We start from the raw sequence: 19,353 nt of genomic DNA, 5'->3' as shown, positions 1-19,353 counted from the left end.
AGGAATGCTCAATGACATTTTGGCAGCAACGCGTGTTGCTTACCTTGTGTTCCATCGGCCTTTGCAGTGGTGCGTCGGCCAACCTGACGTTCAGCGGCACGCTGAATGAACCGCCGCCCTGCACCATTGACGGCGGCAACACCATTGAGGTGGATTTTGGCGATGTGGGGGTAAAACGCGTCGATGGTGTGAAATACCGCCGGGGCGTCGGTTATGCCATCAACTGTGGCACCGACACGCTGCCGTGGGAGCTCAAATTGAGCGTCAACGGCACAGCCACCTCATTTGACGGTGCAGCGGTACAGACCAGTGTGCCGGCACTGGGCATTCGGATTTTCCAGAATAACCTGCCACTTCCACTTAATACGCCACTGGACATCACCCTGTCGTCACCGCCGACATTGGAGGTGGTGCCCGTGCAGCAGCCAGGCACCATTTTGACGCCCGCGCGGTTTACGGCGGTGGCCACGTTGTTGGCCGAATACCAGTAGGAGTTGAGTCGATGCGAGACCAAATTGTGCAAAAAGGCGGGTTGGCGTTATTGCTCACCGTCGGCCTGATCCCCCTGGGGCACGGCGCGGACAACCTGATGTTCAAGGGCAACCTGGTGGAAGAGGCCTGCACCATCCGCCCTGGCGATGAGGCCATCACGCTGGAGCTCTGGGACGTCACCAGCAAGCACCTTTATATCAACACGCGAACCGTGGGCAAGCGGTTCCAACTGCACTTGGAAGAGTGTGACACCACCATTGGCAACACCGTGACCATCACCTTCGGCGGTGCCGAAAATGGCGAACTTCCAGGCTTGCTCGCGCTGGACGGTGGCAGTGGTGCCTCGGGGATTGGCGTTGGTATTGAGACGCTGAGCGACAAGCCGTTGCCCTTGAATGCCGTCAGCGATGAGCAGGTGCTGAGCGATGGTAACAATGTGATCGAACTCAAGGCCTATGTGCAGGGCGAGCCGACGGCGATAAGAGATCAAACCATTGGGCACGGTGCGTACACGGTGACCTCTACTTTTACGTTGGACTATCCGTAGCGGCTACGTCCTCTTCACGACGTGAGCCGAGTGCCCGGCGGGCGACATTCGGGTAGATAAAAGCCGCGAGAGATTAAAAAATGAAACAGCGCTATGGAGCCATTGTGCTTCTTGTACTGATGGGAATGACTACGGCTGCGAGTGCAACTGATTGTCGTGTGAACGGCGGGGCTTGGATATTTGTAGGTGCGGGTGGGACTTTAAACCTGCAAGTTCCCGTCACAGTTCAACTGAGCGCAGACAGAACTCGTATCATGCTCGAAGGGGCAAGGTTAGAGTGCCGGTTCTCGGGTTTTGGCGGTAGCCAGCCTTGGTATACGGACTACTGGGCTACGTCCGCAAGAGTGGGGCCGGCCTGGGTGCCAGGCCCGAAGTTCACCAGCCAAGGCACCGGCTTACGCATCAACGGCAGCTATCAAAATACCCCGGTCCCGAATGGTATCCGAACGACGACCATGCCTAACAACGGCATCGGCGTGCCGGTCGATGTCACACCTTATATTTTGGTGCGTAACAATCCGACCAATCCTATCGACGTTCGATTAGGAGACGTCCTCGGAAGGTTAAACCTGGACCAGACAAATAACTATAACTCCGGCAGCTCAACGCTCGCGCTCACGTACACGGCCGCCAACAACTTCTCCATCTCCCCATCCACCTGCACCATCAACAATAACAATCCGATCGAGATCAACTTCGGTACCGTCCATCAGCGGGCAATCGGCACCGACCCGTTGACCTCTTCCGTCGTCAGCAACCGCAGGCTCACTTACTCATGCCCGGACGGCGGCATTACCACGCCCATCACCATCACCTACAAAGGCACCCGCTCGGCCTTCGATGCACGGCTGTTGATGATGAGTAACCCGGATGTGGGCACGGCCATGGTGCATGCCGGTACTGCGGTGCCGGTGAACGGCTCGTTCCTGACCCGTATCACTAACAGTGTGGGAGCAGACGATGTGACCTTTTCGCTGGTGCGGCGCAATGGCTCCTTGCCGACCGCAGGCGCCATAAGCGGCAGTGGTGTGCTCGTAATGGGTGTGCCATAAGGCCCAAGCTCGCCGGCAGCCAACCCTACTAACCCCAACACTCTAACGGGCGGCGCGAACAGGGGGCTGAATATTCCTCGGACGGCGCCTGGGTAGAAAAATCACGAGAAGTCAAAATGAAATCACTTTATGGCGCGCTGGCGCTTCTCGCCCTGGCGGGTTTTACCACAACCGCGCACGCCGTCGATTGCCGTGTTAACGGCGGGGCTTGGCAGAATGGCAACCCCAACCTGCAGGTGCCGGTGACGGTCACCCTGGCTGCAGATCGCACGAGGCTCATGCTCGAAGGTGCAAGGCTGGAGTGTCGGTTTACCTATAGCGGAGGCCCCGCTTGGCATACGGACTTTTGGGTCAGTGGAAGCGCCGCAGGTACGGCCTGGACTCCCGGACCAAAATTTGCCGGCGAAGGCACCGGTTTACGCATCAACGGCGCTTTTCGAAACACGCCGGTGCCGTCCGGCATAGGGATTGCGAACATCCCCAACAACGGAGTGTTTTACCCGATCAATGTCACCCCCTACATTTTGCTGCGTAATTATCCGTCCAACCCGTTCGATGTTCGTATCGGTGACAACCTCGGCCTGTTGCGCCTGACCAGCTCGAACAATTACGACGGCACCCGGCCACAGCTCACGGTGACCTACACGGCGGCCAACAACTTCACCGTCTCGCCCTCCACCTGCACCATCAACAATAACAACCCGATCGAGATCAACTTCGGCGACGTCCACCAACGCGCCATAGGTTCCGACCCGTTGACATCCTCCGTCGTCAGTAACCGCAGGCTGACCTACTCGTGCCCCGACGGTGGGATCAACACACCGATCACCATTACCTACAAAGGCACCCGTTCCGCGTTCGACCCGCGCCTGCTGATCATGAGCAATCCCGATGTGGGCACGGCGTTGTTGCGCGGCGGTGCTGCAGTGTCTGTCAACGGCTCATTCCTCACCCGCATCACCAACAGTGTGGGCGGCGATGATGTGACGTTTTCGCTGGTGCGGCGCAATGGTTCACTGCCGACGCCTGGCGCCATCAGCGGCAGTGGTGTGTTGGTGATGGGGGTGCCCTGACCCCCAAATGATCGATACCCAAAGCACAACGCCTCGCCCTAGAATGCCAGCTCCTCCACCTCTGGCATTTTGGGGCGCTCATGCACATCTCTTCCGGTCGCTGGGTCTATGGTTTTGGCCTGACCCTGCTGACTGCGTTTCTCTGGGGCATTCTGCCGATCAAACTCAAGCAAGTGTTGCAGGTGATGGACCCGATCACCGTCACCTGGTTTCGCCTGGTGGTGGCCGGCAGTTGCCTGTTTATCTACCTGGCGCTGAGCAAACGCTTGCCCAGTCGCAAGGTGCTTGGTCCCAGGGGCGGCTGGCTGGTGGCGATGGCCGTGTGTGGTTTGGTGGGCAACTACGTGTTGTACCTGGTGGGCCTGAAAATGCTCAGCCCCGGCACCGCGCAATTGGTGGTGCAGATGGGGCCGATTTTTTTGATGATCGCCAGTGTGTTCGTGTTCAAGGAGCGTTTCAGCCTGGGGCAGGGCATGGGGCTGGTGGTGCTGATCTTGGGCTTTGGTCTGTTCTTCAACCAGCGCCTGGCTGAGCTGCTGACCTCCATGGGCACCTACACGGCGGGCGTGTTGACGATCCTGCTGGCTACCACCATCTGGGTGTTCTATGCCCTGGGCCAGAAGCAATTGCTGACGGTGTGGAATTCGCTGCAGGTGATGATGGTGATCTACTTGTCGTGCGCCCTGTTGCTCACGCCATGGGCACATCCGCTGGAGGCGTTGCAATTGAGTCCGCTGCAAGGCTGGTTGCTGCTTGCGTGCTGCATGAACACACTGGTGGCCTATGGTGCGTTTGCCGAAGCACTGGCGCATTGGGAGGCCTCGCGCGTCAGTGCGACTCTGGCGCTGACGCCGTTGGTGACCTTTGTGGCGGTGGCGGTGGCGGCGTGGCTGTGGCCGGACTATGTGCAGGCAGAAGAGATCAATGCCGTGGGCTATATAGGGGCATTGGTGGTGATGCTGGGTTCAGCGACGGTAGCACTGGCGCCGTCGCTGCTCGCCGGGCTCAAGGCCCGGCGGGTGCGTATGGCATCTTAATACCTTATTAAGGACGAACACTCTCACTGTGGCGAGCAGGCTTGCCCTGCGTTGGGCTGCACAGCAGCCCCAGCCAGCTTTAACTGACTCACCGAGTCGCCAGTTCTCTCAGTGGCCGGCTTCCAGCATGTTCTCCGGGCGCACCCACTGATCGAACTCTTCATCAGTCAGATAACCCAGGTCCAGCGCCGCCTGGCGTAGCGTCAAGCCTTCGGCGTACGCCTTCTTGGCAATCTGCGCCGACTTGTCGTAGCCGATATGCGGGTTGAGCGCCGTGACCAGCATCAAGCCGCGCTCCAGGTGCTCGGCCATTTGCTCGGCATCCGGCTCAAGGCCTGCGATGCAGTGCTCCTGGAAGTTGTTGCAGCCGTCGGCCAGCAGGCGGATCGATTCGAGCAGGTTGTGGATGATCACCGGCTTGTACACGTTCAGCTGCAAGTGCCCTTGACTGGCGGCGATGCCGATGGTCACGTCATTGCCCAGCACTTGGCAGGCCAGCATCGACAGCGCTTCGCACTGGGTGGGGTTGACCTTGCCGGGCATGATCGAGCTGCCCGGCTCATTGGCTGGCAGCTTGACCTCGGCCAGGCCTGCGCGTGGGCCGGAACCCAGCAGGCGCAGGTCGTTGGCGAGCTTCATCAGCGCCACCGCCAGGGTCTTCAGTGCGCCGTGCAGGGTGACCAGCGGTTCATGGCCGGAGAGGGCGGCGAACTTGTTGGGGGCGGTAACGAACGGCAAGCCGGACAAGGCCGCCAGCTCGGAGGCGATCGCCTCACCAAAGCCATGCGGCGAATTGAGCCCGGTGCCCACGGCGGTGCCGCCCTGGGCCAGCTCGCACACAGCGGGCAGGGCGCTACGGATGGCGCGCTCGGCGTAGTCGAGTTGGGCGATAAAGGCCGAGACTTCCTGGCCGAAGGTGATCGGCGTGGCATCCATCATATGGGTGCGGCCGGTTTTCACCAGTTTCATATGGCGTGCAGCCAGCTCGGCCAAACCGCCAGAAAGCGTGGCGATCGCCGGGAACAGGCGTTGATGAACCGCCTGCACCGCCGCAATGCTCATGGCCGTGGGAAAGCAGTCGTTGGAGCTTTGCGAGCGGTTCACATGGTCATTGGGATGCACCGGGCTTTTGCCGCCACGGGCCTTGCCCGACAGCTCGTTGGCGCGGCCGGCGATCACTTCATTGGCGTTCATATTGCTTTGGGTGCCGCTGCCGGTCTGCCATACCACCAGCGGGAACTGGTCGTCGTGCTGGCCATCGAGCACTTCATCGGCGGCCTGTTCGATCAGGCGGGCGATGTCGGCGGGCAAGTCGCCGTTGCGGTCGTTGACCCGTGCTGCGGCTTTCTTGATCAGGGCCAGCGCGTGCAACACCGCCAGCGGCATGCGTTGCTCGCCGATGGCGAAGTTCACCAGCGAGCGTTGGGTCTGGGCGCCCCAGTAAGCGTCATCCGGGACTTGGACGTCTCCCAGGCTGTCGGTTTCGATACGGCTCATCGGGCACACTCCTTCAGGTTCGTTTGCGCAGTTTAGGCTGTGATCCGTTGGTGGGGTTCCATAAAAGACTTTTCATCGAGGGTATTCCCATGCGGTTCAGGCCGCCTGTGATGGCGTCAACGGGTTGTCACTGATAAACCGCGGTGCTTGCATCGCAGCGGTGCGACGATTCGACAAGCCGGCTCGCATAGAAAGGCAGATCCCAGCCCCGTGCCCCCGCAAAACCAGGCTGAACAAGGCCTGGGGTTGAGCCGCAAGGTTTTTTAGGCGCAGAATGGTCGCCCTTGGGGTCTTACCTCGCCTGCTAGAAAGGAAACTCGATGACTCGTCTTCGTGCCATCTGTACCGCGGTTGCTCTGGTTTGCGCCAGCGGCCAGGTTTTTGCCGATACCGCCAGCCATAACGCCAGTGCCGAAGCCTTCCTGACCCTGGCCCACGCTGACAAGCTGGGTACCCCGGTGTACATGCAAGTGCAGCAAATGTTTGCCCAGCGTTTCGCCCAGACCAAGGCACCTGCCGCCAAGCAGTCCGTACTCGACAGCTACCAGGCCAAGGCCAATGCTGCGCTGGACCAGGCCATCGGCTGGCCGAAGCTGAAGCCGGACATGGTCAAGCTCTACACCACCAACTTCAGCGAATCCGAGCTCAAGGACCTGGTAGCCTTCTACCAGTCGCCGCTGGGCAAGAAAGTCCTGGAAAAAATGCCGCAACTGACCCAGCAATCGGCCCAGATGACCCAGGCCAAGCTGGAAAGCGCGGTACCTGTGGTGAACAAGCTGCTCGAAGACATGACCAACGAGCTGACGCCAAAAGCCCCGGCCCCGGCCAAGAAGAAGTAAACAGGAATGACCATGCAACAGCGTATCGAATCGGCACTCGTCGCCCTGAGCCCGGAATACTTGAGCGTGCTGGATGAAAGCCATATGCACAGCCGTGGGTTGCAGACCCACTTCAAGGCCGTGCTGGTCAGCCAGCAGTTCGAGGGGCTCAACCGGGTAAAGCGCCATCAGAAGGTCTATGCCACCCTGGCTGACCTGATGAGCGAATTCCATGCGTTGGCGCTGCATACCTACACGCCTGACGAATGGGCGAAAATCGACGCAGCCCCGGCCTCGCCGACCTGCGCCGGCGGGCACTGACACTGTGGCGCATGGGCGTTATGTGGTGAGGGAGCTTGCTCCCGTTGGGCTGCGCAGCAGCCCAGATGCCCATCACTGCGATCTTTGTGAAAGGTCACAATCGCCTTATCGGGGCCGCTTCGCAGCCCAGCGGGAGCAAGCTCCCTCGCCACAGTAAAGAGGCGGCCCATAAACGTCGCCAATTTTGTTAGAATCCGCAACGCGCCGCTTAGCCGGCGCGTTTTTTTTGCATCCGGTTCACCCCTTACGAGGGTAGCCACCTGGAGAGAACACCCATGACTCAACCGATTGTCGTGGCGGCACTGTATAAGTTCGTCACCCTCGAAGATTACGTCGCCCTGCGCGAGCCACTGCTGCAGGCAATGGTCGATAACGGTATCAAAGGCACCTTGCTGATCGCCGAAGAAGGCATCAACGGCACCGTTTCCGGCAGCCGTGAAGGCATTGATGGTCTTATGGCCTGGCTCAAGAACGACCCACGCATGGACGACATCGACCACAAAGAGTCGTACTGCGACGATCAGCCGTTCTACCGCACCAAGGTCAAGCTCAAAAAAGAGATCGTGACCCTGGGCGTCGAAGGCGTTGACCCGAACAAAAAGGTCGGCACCTACGTCGACCCGCAGGACTGGAACGCGTTGATCAGCGACCCTGAAGTGCTGTTGATCGACACGCGCAACGACTACGAAGTGTCGATCGGCACCTTTGAAGGCGCAATCGACCCGAAAACCACCAGTTTTCGCGAATTTCCTGACTATATCAAAGCCAACTTCGACCCGGCCAAGCACAAGAAAGTCGCGATGTTCTGCACCGGCGGCATTCGTTGCGAGAAGGCTTCCAGCTACATGCTCAGCGAAGGTTTCGACGAGGTTTACCACCTTAAAGGCGGGATTCTGAAGTACCTCGAAGAGGTGCCGCAGGCAGAAACCAAATGGCAGGGCGACTGCTTTGTGTTCGACAATCGCGTGACCGTGCGTCACGACCTGAGCGAAGGCGACTACGATCAATGTCATGCCTGTCGCACACCGGTCAGCGTAGAAGACCGCGCGTCCGAGCATTATGTGGCTGGCATCAGTTGCCCGCATTGCTGGGATAAGCTGCCGGAGAAGACCCGTCGCAGCGCCATCGACCGGCAAAAGCAGATCGAACTGGCCAAGGCCCGCAACATGCCGCACCCGATTGGCTTCAACTACAAGCAAACCCCTTCCGAGGCCTGACCCATGCCCGCGCGCCTGCTCTATGTGATGGACCCGATGTGTTCCTGGTGCTGGGGCTTTGCCCCGGTGGCGCAGGCGCTGGTTGAGCAGGCCCAGGTGGCCGGCGTGGATGTGCACCTGGTGGTGGGCGGTTTGCGCACCGGCAGCGGCGCGGCACTCGAGCCGACTACGCGGCGCTATATCCTTGAGCACTGGCAGGCCGTTACCGACGCCACCGGCCAGCCGTTCAAGCGCGAAGGCGCGTTGCCCGACGGGTTTGTCTATGACACCGAGCCTGCGTGCCGCGCCATCGTCACCGCGCGCAGCCTGGCGCCCGATTGCGCCTGGACACTGCTGGGGCTGATCCAGCGTGCGTTTTATGTCGAGGGCCGCGATGTGACCCTCGCCAGCGTGCTGGTGGAGCTGGCCGAGCAGGCGGGCATTCCGCGCATCGAGTTTGCCGGCGCCTTCGACCGCGCCGAGCAACATGCGGCGACGGCGGCTGACTTTACCTGGGTGCAGGACTTGGGCATCGCCGGTTTCCCGACGCTGCTGGCCGAGCGTAATGGCCAGCTGGCGTTGCTGACCAACGGTTATCAGCCGTTATCCGAGCTGTCGCCCTTGCTGGCCCGATGGCTGGAGCGTGCCACCTGTGCAGGATGAGCCCAAACGCACCGACCGACTGACTTGGGCGGAAGTTCGCCGCCTGGCCCTGCGTCACAAGAAATCCCTGTGGATCGCCAATGGCGTTGCCGTGCTGGCGACCCTGTGCAGCGTGCCCATCCCTTTGCTGTTGCCGTTGCTGGTGGACGAAGTGCTGCTGGGCCACGGCGATGCTGCGCTCAAGGTGATGAACCACGCGTTGCCACTGGGTTGGCAGAAGGCCGCCGGTTATATCGGCCTGATGCTGTTGGTGACCTTATGCCTGCGCTGCGGTGCGCTGGTGTTTAACGTGGTGCAGGCGCGGTTGTTTGCGCGGCTGGCCAAGGACATTGTGTACCGCATCCGCGTGCGCCTGATCGAACGGCTTAAGCGGATTTCCCTGGGCGAATACGAAAGCCTGGGCAGTGGCACGGTGACCACGCATCTGGTCACCGACCTGGACACCCTGGACAAGTTTGTCGGCGAGACTCTCAGCCGCTTCCTGGTGGCCATGCTCACGCTGGTCGGCACCTCGGCGATTCTGGTGTGGATGCATTGGCAACTGGCACTGTTGATCCTGTTGTTCAACCCCTTGGTGATCTACGCTACGGTGCAGTTGGGCAAACGCGTCAAACACCTGAAGAAGCTCGAGAACGACAGCACTTCGCGCTTCACCCAGGCGCTGACCGAAACCCTCGACGCCATCCAGGAAGTGCGCGCCGGCAATCGCCAAGGCTTTTTCCTCGGGCGCCTGGGCCAGCGCGCCAAGGAAGTGCGCGACTACGCGATCCATTCGCAATGGAAAACCGATGCCTCCAGCCGCGCCAGTGGCTTGTTGTTCCAGTTCGGCATCGACATCTTCCGTGCGGCGGCGATGCTCACGGTGTTGTTTTCCGACCTGTCCATCGGCCAGATGCTCGCAGTGTTCAGCTACCTGTGGTTCATGATCGGCCCGGTGGAGCAGCTGCTGAACCTGCAATATGCCTACTACGCGGCGGGTGGTGCGCTGACGCGGATCAACGAGCTGCTGGCGCGGGCCGACGAGCCGCAATATGCCGGCGGCGAAGACCCGTTCACCGGGCGTGAGACCGTCGGCATCGAGGTGCGCGGCCTCAACTTCGGCTATGGCGAAGAGTTGGTACTCAACCAGTTGAACCTGGCTATCGCACCCGGCGAGAAGGTCGCGATTGTCGGCGCCAGCGGCGGCGGCAAAAGTACCCTGGTGCAACTGCTGTTGGGGCTCTATACCCCACAAGCCGGCAGTATCCGTTTCGGCGGTGCTACCCAGCAGGAAATCGGCCTGGCGACCATCCGCGAAAACGTCGCAGTGGTGCTGCAACACCCGGCGCTGTTCAACGACACCGTGCGCGCCAACTTGACCATGGGCCGCGCCCGCAGTGACCAAGCCTGTTGGCAGGCACTGGAAATCGCCCAGTTGGATGCTACCGTCAAGGCACTGCCCTTGGGCCTGGACAGTGTGGTGGGGCGCTCGGGGGTGCGTTTTTCCGGTGGGCAACGCCAACGCCTGGCGATTGCACGCATGGTGCTGGCCGAGCCCAAAGTGGTAATACTGGACGAGGCCACCTCGGCCCTGGACGCAGCCACCGAGTACAACCTGCACCAGGCGCTGGCGCGGTTTCTCAGTGGGCGTACTACACTGATCATCGCCCACAGGCTTTCTGCGGTGAAACAGGCCGACCGGGTACTGGTGTTTGATGGCGGGCATATCGCCGAAGATGGCGACCATCAGCAGTTGATTGCCGATGGAGGGTTATACGCCAAGCTCTACGGGCATCTGCAACAAGTGCGTTGATTTGGCTGAGCTATCGAGAGCGGATTCTCGCGTGCGTATCAAGCAGTGCATGTGCAAGGGATCTCATGAAGCAAAAGCGTACTCTCGCAGCGACGTTAAGCAAGCCTCGGTTGTTGGGCATTGTCTGGCCCTTTATCGCCGTCGTGCTGTTCCAGGCATTGCTGGGCTGCGTCAGCCTCTACATGCTGTCAGCGGTGCGCGGCTATGTAGCAGGCGAGAGCTTGTGGTCCAAGGGCCAGAAAGACGCCATCTACTATCTGAGCCTTTACGCCGATAACCGCGACGAAGCGACGTTCCTCAAATACCGGCAAGCCATCGCGGTGCCCCAGGGCGGCCATGAGCTGCGCGTCGCGCTGGACCGTCCCACGCCCGACCTTGCGGCCGCGCGCCTGGGCATCCTCAAGGGCGGCAACCACCCCGATGACGTGTCCAATCTGATCTGGCTGTACCTCAATTTTCGCCATTTCAGCTACCTGGAAAAAGCCATCGAGCTGTGGACCGTGGGCGATGGTTACCTGGTGCAACTGGATGACCTGGCCCAGGCGATGCACCGGGCGATCCGCAGTGATCAGGTCAGCCCTGGCGACATTGCTGGCTGGAAGACGCGCATCATCGCCATCAACGACGGCGTGACGCCAGCCGCCAAGGCCTTCAGCGATGCCTTGGGCGAAGGTTCGCGGATGATCCTGCGCCTGTTGCTGATCACCAACCTGGCCACCGCCCTGGGGTTGATCGTGCTGGCACTGCTGCGTACCCACAAACTGCTGACCCAGCGCCACGCCTTCGCCACCGCGTTGCAAGCCGAGAAGGAGCGGGCGCAGATCACCCTGGAGTCGATTGGCGACGGCGTGATCACCACGGATGTCGACGGCGCCATTGCCTACATGAACCCGGCGGCCGAGGCGCTGACCCATTGGAAGAACGCGCAGGCCCAAGGGTTGCCGCTGGCGGCGTTGTTCAACCTGCTTGATGAGAACGCCGAGCCCGATGGCTTCGCCCTGATTGAACACATTATCAAGGGTGAACTCAGCGGTGGCAGCGAGCATTCCAAGCTGATCCAGCGCGTGGACGGCAGCACGGTGTCAGTCACCCTGGTAGGTGCCCCGATCCGCAACGCCGGCAAGGTCAGCGGCGCGGTGCTGGTGTTGCACGACATGACCCAGGAGCGCCAGTACATCGCCAACCTGTCGTGGCAGGCGACCCACGATGCCTTGACTGGCCTGGCCAACCGCCGCGAATTCGAGTTCCGGCTGGAGCAGGTGCTGCAACAGGTAGCGCGCCAGCAAAGCGGGCGGCATGCCTTGATGTTCCTCGACCTCGACCAGTTCAAGCTGGTCAACGACACTTGCGGGCATGCGGCGGGCGATGAGCTGCTGCGGCATATCTGTGCGTTGCTGCAATCGGACCTGCGCGAAGGCGACACCCTGGCGCGCCTGGGCGGCGACGAATTCGGCATCCTGTTGGAGAACTGCCCGGCAGCGGTGGCGGAAAAGATCGCTGAAAGCCTGCGCCATACCGTGCAAAGCCTGCATTTTGTGTGGAAGGGCCGGCCGTTCATGACCACCGTGAGCATTGGTCTGGTGCATATCTCGCAATCGCCGACCACCCTGGAAACTTCGCTGCGCGCCGCTGATATGGCCTGTTATATGGCCAAGGAAAAGGGCCGTAACCGGGTGCAGGTCTACCATGCCGATGATTCGGAATTGTCCATGCGTTTTGGCGAAATGGCCTGGGTACAACGCCTGCACATGGCCCTGGAGGAAGATCGTTTTTGCCTCTACGCCCAGGAAATCTCGCCGTTGGGCCATACCGATGGTGGTAATGGTCATATTGAGATACTCCTGCGCCTGCACGACGAGGCGGGTCGGATCATCTTGCCGGACAGTTTTATTCCGGCTGCAGAACGTTACGGTTTGATGACTTCGCTGGATCGTTGGGTCGTGGAAAACGTCTTTAAGATTATCGCCCGTTGTATGCAAGAGCGTGCAGGCCGTCCTATGGCTATGTGTGCGATTAATCTGTCAGGCATAACTATTGGCGATGATGATTTTCTCGGGTTTTTACGTGAGAAATTCGAGGCTTACAGCATTCCGCCGGAAATGATTTGTTTTGAAATAACAGAGACCAGCGCTATTGCCAATTTGGGCAGTGCAATCCGCTTTATTAATGAACTCAAGGCCTTAGGTTGCCATTTTTCACTTGATGACTTTTGTGCCGGAATGTCCTCGTTCGCTTATCTTAAACATTTACCTGTAGACTTCCTGAAGATCGACGGGAGTTTCGTAAAGGATATGCTGGACGACCCGATTAACCGTGCCATGGTCGAAGTGATCAACCACATCGGCCACGTCATGGGTAAGCGCACAATTGCCGAATTTGTTGAAACACCGCTGATCGAGCAAGCTTTACTTGAGATCGGTGTGGATTATGCTCAGGGCTACCTGATCGAACGTCCGCAATTGTTTACCTTTGATAGTCTGCAGTGCCGACCCGTGCGGCCGCAGCCACTGTTGCTAAAGGCGCCCGGCACATTCCGCTGAAGCATTCGACGGTCTGTACAATCACACTAGAAAAGGAGCCCTACAGTGATCGACACCTTCAACCGAACCGGCCCGCTTATGGAAGCCTCGAGTTACCCAGCCTGGGCGCAACAACTGATCCAGGACTGTAGCGAGAGCAAGCGCCGGGTTGTCGAACACGAACTGTACCAGCGCATGCGTGATAACACGCTCAGCGCCAAGACCATGCGCCACTACCTGATCGGTGGCTGGCCAGTGGTTGAACAGTTTGCCTTGTACATGGCACAGAACCTCACCAAGACCAAGTTTGCCCGTCATCCTGGGGAGGATATGGCGCGCCGGTGGCTGATGCGCAATATTCGCGTGGAACTCAACCACGCCGACTATTGGGTGCACTGGGCGCGCGCCCACGGTGTAAGCCTGGAAGAGTTGCAAGCGCAGAACGTACCACCGGAGTTGCACGCACTGAGTCACTGGTGCTGGCACACCAGCTCGGCCGATTCGTTGATCGTGGCGATTGCCGCGACCAACTACGCGATTGAGGGGGCGACTGGGGAGTGGTCTGCCGTGGTGTGTTCGACCGGCGTGTATGCGGCCGCCTTCCCTGAAGAAGACCGTAAACGCGCCATGAAGTGGTTGAAGATGCACGCGCAATACGACGATGCCCATCCTTGGGAAGCCCTGGAAATCATCTGCACCCTGGCCGGGATGAACCCGAGCAAAGCCTTGCAGGTAGAACTGCGTCAGGCGGTGTGCAAGAGCTACGACTACATGTACCTGTTTTTGGAAAGTTGCATGCGGTTGGAGAACGAAAAAGCAAAGGCGCCAGCAGTTGTTCGTGAACGTCAGGTTCGCGCCGCCAGCGAGGCGTGATGTAAGCGTGATGGCGGGGTTTTACCCCGCCATTGCCAAGCGGTTGCGGCCTTCGCGCTTGGCCACGTACAGGGCGTTATCGGCCCGCCGCAACAGGCTTTCTGCCGACTCGGCGGCCAACAGGGTCGAGCAACCCAGGCTCACCGTCAGTTCAATTCGCTTGCCATCGGCCCAATAGTCCTGAGCCTCTGCCGCCCGACGCAGGCGTTCGCCGACCATACCTGCCGCGTCCCGGCCGGTGTTCGACAGCAGGATCAGAAACTCTTCCCCGCCAAAGCGAAACACCATGTCCACATTGCGCAACTGGCTTTTGATCGAGTCGGCGACAGCGCGCAATACGATGTCGCCCGCTGCATGGCCGTGGGTGTCGTTGATTTTCTTGAAATGGTCAATGTCCAGCATCAACAAAGACAGCGGGCTCAGGTGCCGCCGGGCCATGTCGATTTCCCGTTGCAGCGTCTGGTCCATCGCAATGCGGTTGCCGGTTTCGGTCAGCGGGTCACGCAGGGCGCTGCGGGTGGCGGCGCGGTAGAGCAGGGCGTTACGCATCGGGTACAGCAACGTCGACAGCAGTGACTCAAGTTGCGCCAACTCGTCGTCCAGCAAACGCTGGTTGCGCCGGAATATCAACTCGCCCAGATGCTCGCCTTCATGGCTCAAGGTGTAGCTCACCGAGTGATGCCCGCGATGGCCAAACTCCAGGCGCAAGTCGCTGGCCTCATGGCGATATTGCAGCGCGTCCAACGGCACCAGCCGCTGAACTTCGCGAAAGAACAGCGCCAGAATGCGCTCCGGCTCAAGGCTGGTTTGCAACTGCTGGTTCAGTTGCTGACGAAGTTGCGCAAGTGTGGTGGGGCGACGTGGAAGCAGGGACGGCTGACCAAACCCCAGGCGTTGCAATTTGGCACTGTCGAAGTCAATTGCGTTGGTCTGGGTCGGTGATTTCATAAGCTGACGGCCTCTAAGCACTTAACTGTCTTACAGGCTGCACGAGAGCGGCAAATGCCAAGCGTCTTACTGTTCCTTCAGTTCCGTAAAACATTGGAAACAGTTTAAACCGCTTTGCCATGGGTTATAACCCCTGGGCCCTGCCACACGTCTTGTCATCGCTTAACCTGCTTGAAAGGGGTTAGAGCGAGATTCATGCCACTTTGTTTAACTTACAAAAACGCCTTATAAATCAACGACTGTTTTAAAAAACTCAACACAGTCGTTGTGCAGTGACGTCAGTTATTTGGCTGTTTGAACCAAGGTGGAGTGGTCAATCTGGTCAATCGAGGTGACGCCGGTCAAGGTCATGGCCACGCGCATCTCCTTGGCGAAGATATCCAGCAGGTTTTCCACCCCGGACTGGCCGGCGGCGGCCAGCGCATACACGGTCGAACGTCCCAGCAGGCAACCCTTGGCGCCCAGGGCGAGCATGCGTACTACGTCGAGTCCGGAGCGAATGCCGGAGTCCACCAGCACCGTGAGATCATCGCCCACGGCCTCGGCAATCGGCGGCAAGGCTTTGGCGGTCGACAACACGCCATCCAGTTGGCGCCCGCCGTGGTTGGAGACCACGATGCCGTCGGCACCGAAACTCACCGCGTCCTTGGCATCCTGGGGGTCAAGGATGCCCTTGATGATCATCGGGCCTTTCCAGAACTCACGGATCCACTCCAGGTCTTTCCAACTGATCGATGGGTCGAAATTATTCGCCAGCCAGCCGATGTAGTCTTCCAGGTGGGTGGGCTTGCCGAGGTATTTGGAGATATTGCCCAGATCATGAGGGCGGCCCATCAGGCCCACATCGAAGGCCCATTGCGGCTTGCACACCGCCTGCAGCATCCGGCGCTGCGCCGCATACGGCCCGGACATGCCCGAATGCGCATCACGGTAACGCGCGCCGGGTGTGGGCATATCGACGGTGAATACCAGCGTGGTCACGCCCGCTGCCTGGGCGCGCTCCAGCGCATTGCGCATAAAGCCGCGGTCCTTGAGCACATAGAGCTGGAACCAGATCGACTGCGGGCTTTGCGACGCCACCTCTTCAATCGGGCACACCGACACCGTCGACAGGCAGAACGGGATGCCCTTGTTGGCCGCCGCCTTGGCCGCCTGCACCTCACCACGTCGCGCGTACATGCCGGTCAGGCCCACGGGGCTGAGAATCACTGGCATGGCCAGCTCCTGGCCGAACAGCGTGGTCTTGAGGCTCAGGTTGTCGACATTGCGCAGGATGCGCTGGCGCAGGCTGATCTCGGCCAGGTCCGAACTGTTGGCGCGCAGGGTGTGCTCGGCGTAGGCGCCGCCGTCGATGTAATCGAACAGAAAGCGCGGCAGCTTGCGTTTGGCGGCTGCACGGTAGTCGGCGGCGGACGAGATGATCATGAACGGGTTCTCCACAGAGCTGGGTCGCACCACCATAAGCAAAAAGCTGGCATGATAAAAACAACTTTTATTACTAATACCCAGTCGCTATAGGAATACCGATGAACCTGAGAACCGTGCGGGCCTTTGTCGAAGTGGTGCGCCAGGGCGGTTTCTCCCAGGCGGCTGAGGTGGTGGCCCTGACTCAATCCACCGTGAGCAAGGCGGTCAAGACCCTCGAAGACGAGCTCGGCACGCCGCTGCTCAATCGCCTGGGCCACCGTAACGAGCTGACGGCCGCCGGCGAAATTGCCTACCGCCGCGCCCTGGTACTCCTCGCCGAGCACAACGACCTGGTGGCCGAGATCAACGACCTGCGCGGCCTCAAGCGCGGCGTGCTGCGCATCGGCCTGCCGCCGGTGGGCTGCGGCGTGCTGTTTGCCGCTATGTTCGCGGCATACCGCAGCCGCTACCCGGAGATCGAGATCGAACTCACCGAATACGGCAGCAAAAAACTGCGCGAATGTCTGGAAGCAGGGGAGGTCGACCTTGCCGCACTGCTGTTGCCGGTGGACGAAGCCTTCGACTACCAGCCAGTGCGCAATGAACCGCTGATGGCGGTATTGCCCATCAGCCACCCACTGGCCCAGCGCAAACACATCGACTTCACCGACCTGGCCGATTCACCGTTCATCTTGTTCGAAGCCGGCTTCGCCCTGAACGCCAAGATCCTCGCCGCGTGTGAGCGCAAAGGCGTCACGCCCCGAGTGACCGCGCGCAGCGGGCAAATCGACTTTATCGTTGACCTGGTCTCAGCCGGGCTGGGCGTTGCGTTTCTGCCGCGCATGCTCGCGCTAAAACATCAACACGCGGGTATCGCCTTGATTGCGTTGGACGAACCACACACCGACTGGCATATCGCCCTGGCCTGGCGGGCCAGCGCACACCTGCCACCGGCGGCGCGTGCGTGGCTGGATCTGGCCAAGGAAATGGCCAGCCCGGTGTAGCGGGCTGCGGCCGTAATTTGCAGGAATTCGTCAAAATGCTCCTCAATGCTTGACTTCTTCTTTTTAATCAGTAACATACGGCGCATTCCGCGATAGCTCAGTTGGTAGAGCAAATGACTGTTAATCATTGGGTCCCTGGTTCGAGTCCAGGTCGTGGAGCCAGATAGAGAAAAGCCTGCAGAGATGCAGGCTTTTTTTTGCCTTGGATTTTTTGAAATTTTTGTTAAGTGCATGATTTTAAAAAAACATAATTTTCAAGCTGAGCCTGATTTGTTTCACTTTTGAAACAAATTTGTACATTTTATTGACGCCATCAAAGTGCCATCCTAGAATCGCCGCCCATTGATAGCACAACGCTATGTAGAGGGATCTAGACATGTGGCGTTTGGAACGCCGGACCAGGTTTTGCCTGCTGTCCGTTTTTTTCTGCCTGGGCACCGCCGGATTAGCGCACGCCGCCGCCCCGCAGAACACCCCCGGCATCACCGACCTGATCCGCGACCGTCAGGACCGCCTGCTCGAAGAGCAGCAGCGGCGCCTCGAAGAACTCAAGGATCTGCCCGGTAAATCCGCCGCCCCTGCAGCTCCGGCGACGCCTGCCGACACCCGTTGCTTCCCGATCAAAACCATCGAGCTCGCAGGCGCCGACGCCCTGTCCGTAGACGAGCGCAACGCGCTGATCAAACCTTACATCGGCCAATGCCTCGGCGTGCCGCAGCTCAACGAAGTGCTCAAGGTCATCACCGACCGCTACCTGGCCAAGGGCCTGGTCACTAGCCGCGCTTATCTGCCACAGCAAGACCTTTCCAGCGGCAACCTCAAAATCCAGGTAGTCGAGGGCAAACTCGAAAGCCTGAAAGGCGCCGAAAGCAGCGGCATCACCGACCGTCAACTGGCGATGAGCTTTCCCGGCAAACAAGGCGAGTTGCTCAACCTGCGTGAAATCGAGCAGATGGTCGATCAGCTAAACCGTTTGCCCTCGAACCAGGCGCAGATGGAACTGGCGCCGGGCAAGGCCGTGGGCGGCAGTGATGTACTGGTCAAAAACACCCCGCAAAAGCCCTGGCGTGTCGGCCTGTCGCGGCACAACGGCGGCCAGCGCAGCACCGGCGAACAACAGTGGGGCGCCAGCCTCGACTGGGACAACCCGCTGGGCCTGGCCGACCAACTTTCGTTGCGTGGCGGCCACGATGCGGTTAGCGATCACCAGAAAACCTCGCGCAATTCGATGCTCAACTACAGCTTGCCCTTCGGCTGGTGGAACCTCACCTACAGCTACACCGAAAGCGAATACCGCTCTCGGGCCGAGGCCAACAACTTCAAGTTCAAGCAGACCGGCGACAGCCAGAGCCACCAGTTGCGCCTGGAGCGTGTCGTTCACCGCGACGCCTTGAGCAAAACCTCCCTGAGCACCGGCGTCGCCTACCTGAGCACCAACAACTTCATTGAAGACAGCAAGCTGGCGCTGAGCAGCAACCGCCTCAGCGAAGCCCAGTTCGGCATCAACCACGGCCGACGTATCGGCAGTGCATTTCTCAACATCGACCTCGGCATGCAAGACGGCATCGGTGCCTTTGACGCCCAGGCCAATCACCACCCCCGGAACGGCCAGGCCGATGCGCGCTACCGCAAATACACGGCCACCGTCAGCTACCTGTACCCGTTCAAGCTGTGGGGCGAGTCCTTGAGCTTCAGCAGTTTGATGACCGGCCAGCACAGCGAAGATGTGCTGTTCAGCCCGCAGCGCATGAGCCTGGGTGGGCAGTCGTCGATCCGTGGCTACAAGGACCAGATGCTGTCCGGCGACAGCGGCGGCTACTGGCGCAACGACCTGCGCTGGAGCCGCCCGGTGACCTGGGCCTGGCTGCAACCGGTGTTCAGCGAATACGGCACCAGCCTCGGTTATGACCAGGGCGTGATCAGCCGCGACCGTTACAACGCCGAGCAGCATGGGCGCATGAGCAGCAACTCGGTGGAGCTGTTTGCCCGTGGCAAAAACGTCGCCGCCAGCGTGACCTTTGCCCACTCTTTGGAACGACCGGCCGCTATCACAGAGCGTGAAGCGCCGATCTATTTCCGTATGGATTTTTTCCTTTAATTTTTTTACCGCCTTC

At 59.9% G+C, this 19,353-nt stretch carries 17 protein-coding genes and 1 tRNA gene; 15 read left to right on the top strand and 3 right to left on the bottom strand.

The window, feature by feature from the left end:
* Positions 1-11: 11 nt before the first annotated feature.
* From HBO41_RS00455 to HBO41_RS00435, 5 genes are all read left to right on the top strand, one after another.
* A complete protein-coding gene (locus HBO41_RS00455; protein ID WP_099548933.1) occupies positions 12-491 on the top strand; it encodes a fimbrial protein in 480 nt (159 codons plus the stop codon).
* A gap of 11 nt (positions 492-502) precedes the next feature.
* On the top strand, positions 503-1,039 hold the full coding sequence (locus tag HBO41_RS00450; RefSeq protein WP_099548934.1) for a fimbrial protein: 537 nt from the start codon (positions 503-505) through the stop codon (positions 1,037-1,039).
* Between the two features lie 80 nt (positions 1,040-1,119).
* Positions 1,120-2,091, top strand: a complete 972-nt coding sequence (locus HBO41_RS00445; protein ID WP_169984778.1) for a fimbrial protein — start codon at positions 1,120-1,122, stop codon at positions 2,089-2,091.
* Positions 2,092-2,207: 116 nt separating this feature from the next.
* Positions 2,208-3,164, top strand: coding sequence for a fimbrial protein (locus tag HBO41_RS00440; RefSeq protein WP_017137801.1), 957 nt, complete (start codon positions 2,208-2,210; stop codon positions 3,162-3,164).
* 80 nt (positions 3,165-3,244) lie between these two features.
* The gene (locus HBO41_RS00435) at positions 3,245-4,201 is read left to right on the top strand and encodes a DMT family transporter (protein WP_169984776.1); all 957 of its coding nucleotides are present in this window, start codon (positions 3,245-3,247) and stop codon (positions 4,199-4,201) included.
* Between the two features lie 108 nt (positions 4,202-4,309).
* Here the strand turns inward: HBO41_RS00435 and HBO41_RS00430 are convergent, their stop codons facing one another.
* Positions 4,310-5,698: a class II fumarate hydratase gene (locus HBO41_RS00430; protein ID WP_017137799.1), complete on the bottom strand. Its 1,389-nt coding sequence runs from the start codon at positions 5,696-5,698 to the stop codon at positions 4,310-4,312.
* A 320-nt stretch (positions 5,699-6,018) separates the two neighbouring features.
* Between HBO41_RS00430 and HBO41_RS00425 the strand changes: the two genes are divergently transcribed.
* The 7 genes from HBO41_RS00425 to HBO41_RS00395 all read left to right on the top strand — a co-directional run bounded on the left by HBO41_RS00425 (position 6,019) and on the right by HBO41_RS00395 (position 13,880).
* Positions 6,019-6,537, top strand: coding sequence for a DUF2059 domain-containing protein (locus HBO41_RS00425; protein WP_017137798.1), 519 nt, complete (start codon positions 6,019-6,021; stop codon positions 6,535-6,537).
* Positions 6,538-6,543: 6 nt separating this feature from the next.
* Positions 6,544-6,837, top strand: a complete 294-nt coding sequence (locus tag HBO41_RS00420; RefSeq protein ID WP_099548936.1) for a BolA family transcriptional regulator — start codon at positions 6,544-6,546, stop codon at positions 6,835-6,837.
* A 275-nt stretch (positions 6,838-7,112) separates the two neighbouring features.
* Positions 7,113-8,054: a rhodanese-related sulfurtransferase gene (locus HBO41_RS00415; RefSeq protein ID WP_065931357.1), complete on the top strand. Its 942-nt coding sequence runs from the start codon at positions 7,113-7,115 to the stop codon at positions 8,052-8,054.
* Positions 8,055-8,057: 3 nt separating this feature from the next.
* On the top strand, positions 8,058-8,696 hold the full coding sequence (locus HBO41_RS00410) for a DsbA family protein (protein ID WP_017137795.1): 639 nt from the start codon (positions 8,058-8,060) through the stop codon (positions 8,694-8,696).
* The gene (locus HBO41_RS00405) at positions 8,686-10,488 is read left to right on the top strand and encodes an ABC transporter ATP-binding protein (protein WP_017137794.1); all 1,803 of its coding nucleotides are present in this window, start codon (positions 8,686-8,688) and stop codon (positions 10,486-10,488) included. Before HBO41_RS00410 ends, HBO41_RS00405 begins: the two co-directional genes overlap by 11 nt.
* A 65-nt stretch (positions 10,489-10,553) precedes the next feature.
* Positions 10,554-13,028: an EAL domain-containing protein gene (locus tag HBO41_RS00400; protein WP_099548937.1), complete on the top strand. Its 2,475-nt coding sequence runs from the start codon at positions 10,554-10,556 to the stop codon at positions 13,026-13,028.
* 45 nt (positions 13,029-13,073) lie between these two features.
* Positions 13,074-13,880: a TenA family transcriptional regulator gene (locus HBO41_RS00395; protein ID WP_017137792.1), complete on the top strand. Its 807-nt coding sequence runs from the start codon at positions 13,074-13,076 to the stop codon at positions 13,878-13,880.
* 21 nt (positions 13,881-13,901) lie between these two features.
* Here HBO41_RS00395 and HBO41_RS00390 read toward each other — a convergent pair whose 3' ends face one another.
* Both HBO41_RS00390 and lldD read right to left on the bottom strand, forming a co-directional pair.
* Positions 13,902-14,828 (bottom strand): GGDEF domain-containing protein, encoded by a 927-nt coding sequence (locus tag HBO41_RS00390; RefSeq protein WP_017137791.1) that lies wholly within the window; start codon positions 14,826-14,828, stop codon positions 13,902-13,904.
* Positions 14,829-15,110: 282 nt separating this feature from the next.
* A complete protein-coding gene (lldD, locus tag HBO41_RS00385; RefSeq protein WP_017137790.1) occupies positions 15,111-16,253 on the bottom strand; it encodes an FMN-dependent L-lactate dehydrogenase LldD in 1,143 nt (380 codons plus the stop codon).
* 101 nt (positions 16,254-16,354) lie between these two features.
* On the opposite strand from lldD, the gene HBO41_RS00380 reads away from it, so the two are divergent.
* The 3 genes from HBO41_RS00380 (at position 16,355) to HBO41_RS00370 (ending at position 19,337) form a co-directional block, all read left to right on the top strand.
* Entirely contained in the window at positions 16,355-17,239 is an 885-nt protein-coding gene (locus HBO41_RS00380) for a LysR family transcriptional regulator (protein WP_099548938.1), read from the top strand.
* 86 nt (positions 17,240-17,325) lie between these two features.
* Positions 17,326-17,401: transfer RNA gene (locus HBO41_RS00375), tRNA-Asn, on the top strand.
* A gap of 214 nt (positions 17,402-17,615) precedes the next feature.
* Positions 17,616-19,337 carry a ShlB/FhaC/HecB family hemolysin secretion/activation protein gene (locus HBO41_RS00370; RefSeq protein ID WP_169984774.1) on the top strand — a complete coding sequence of 574 codons (1,722 nt, stop codon included), beginning with the start codon at positions 17,616-17,618 and terminating at the stop codon, positions 19,335-19,337.
* Positions 19,338-19,353: the final 16 nt, after the last annotated feature.

The organism is Pseudomonas sp. WS 5146 (assembly GCF_012985495.1).
In the GTDB taxonomy this organism is placed as follows: Bacteria; Pseudomonadota; Gammaproteobacteria; order Pseudomonadales; family Pseudomonadaceae; genus Aquipseudomonas; species Aquipseudomonas edaphica.
This window is presented reverse-complemented; position numbering and strand designations above follow the sequence as displayed.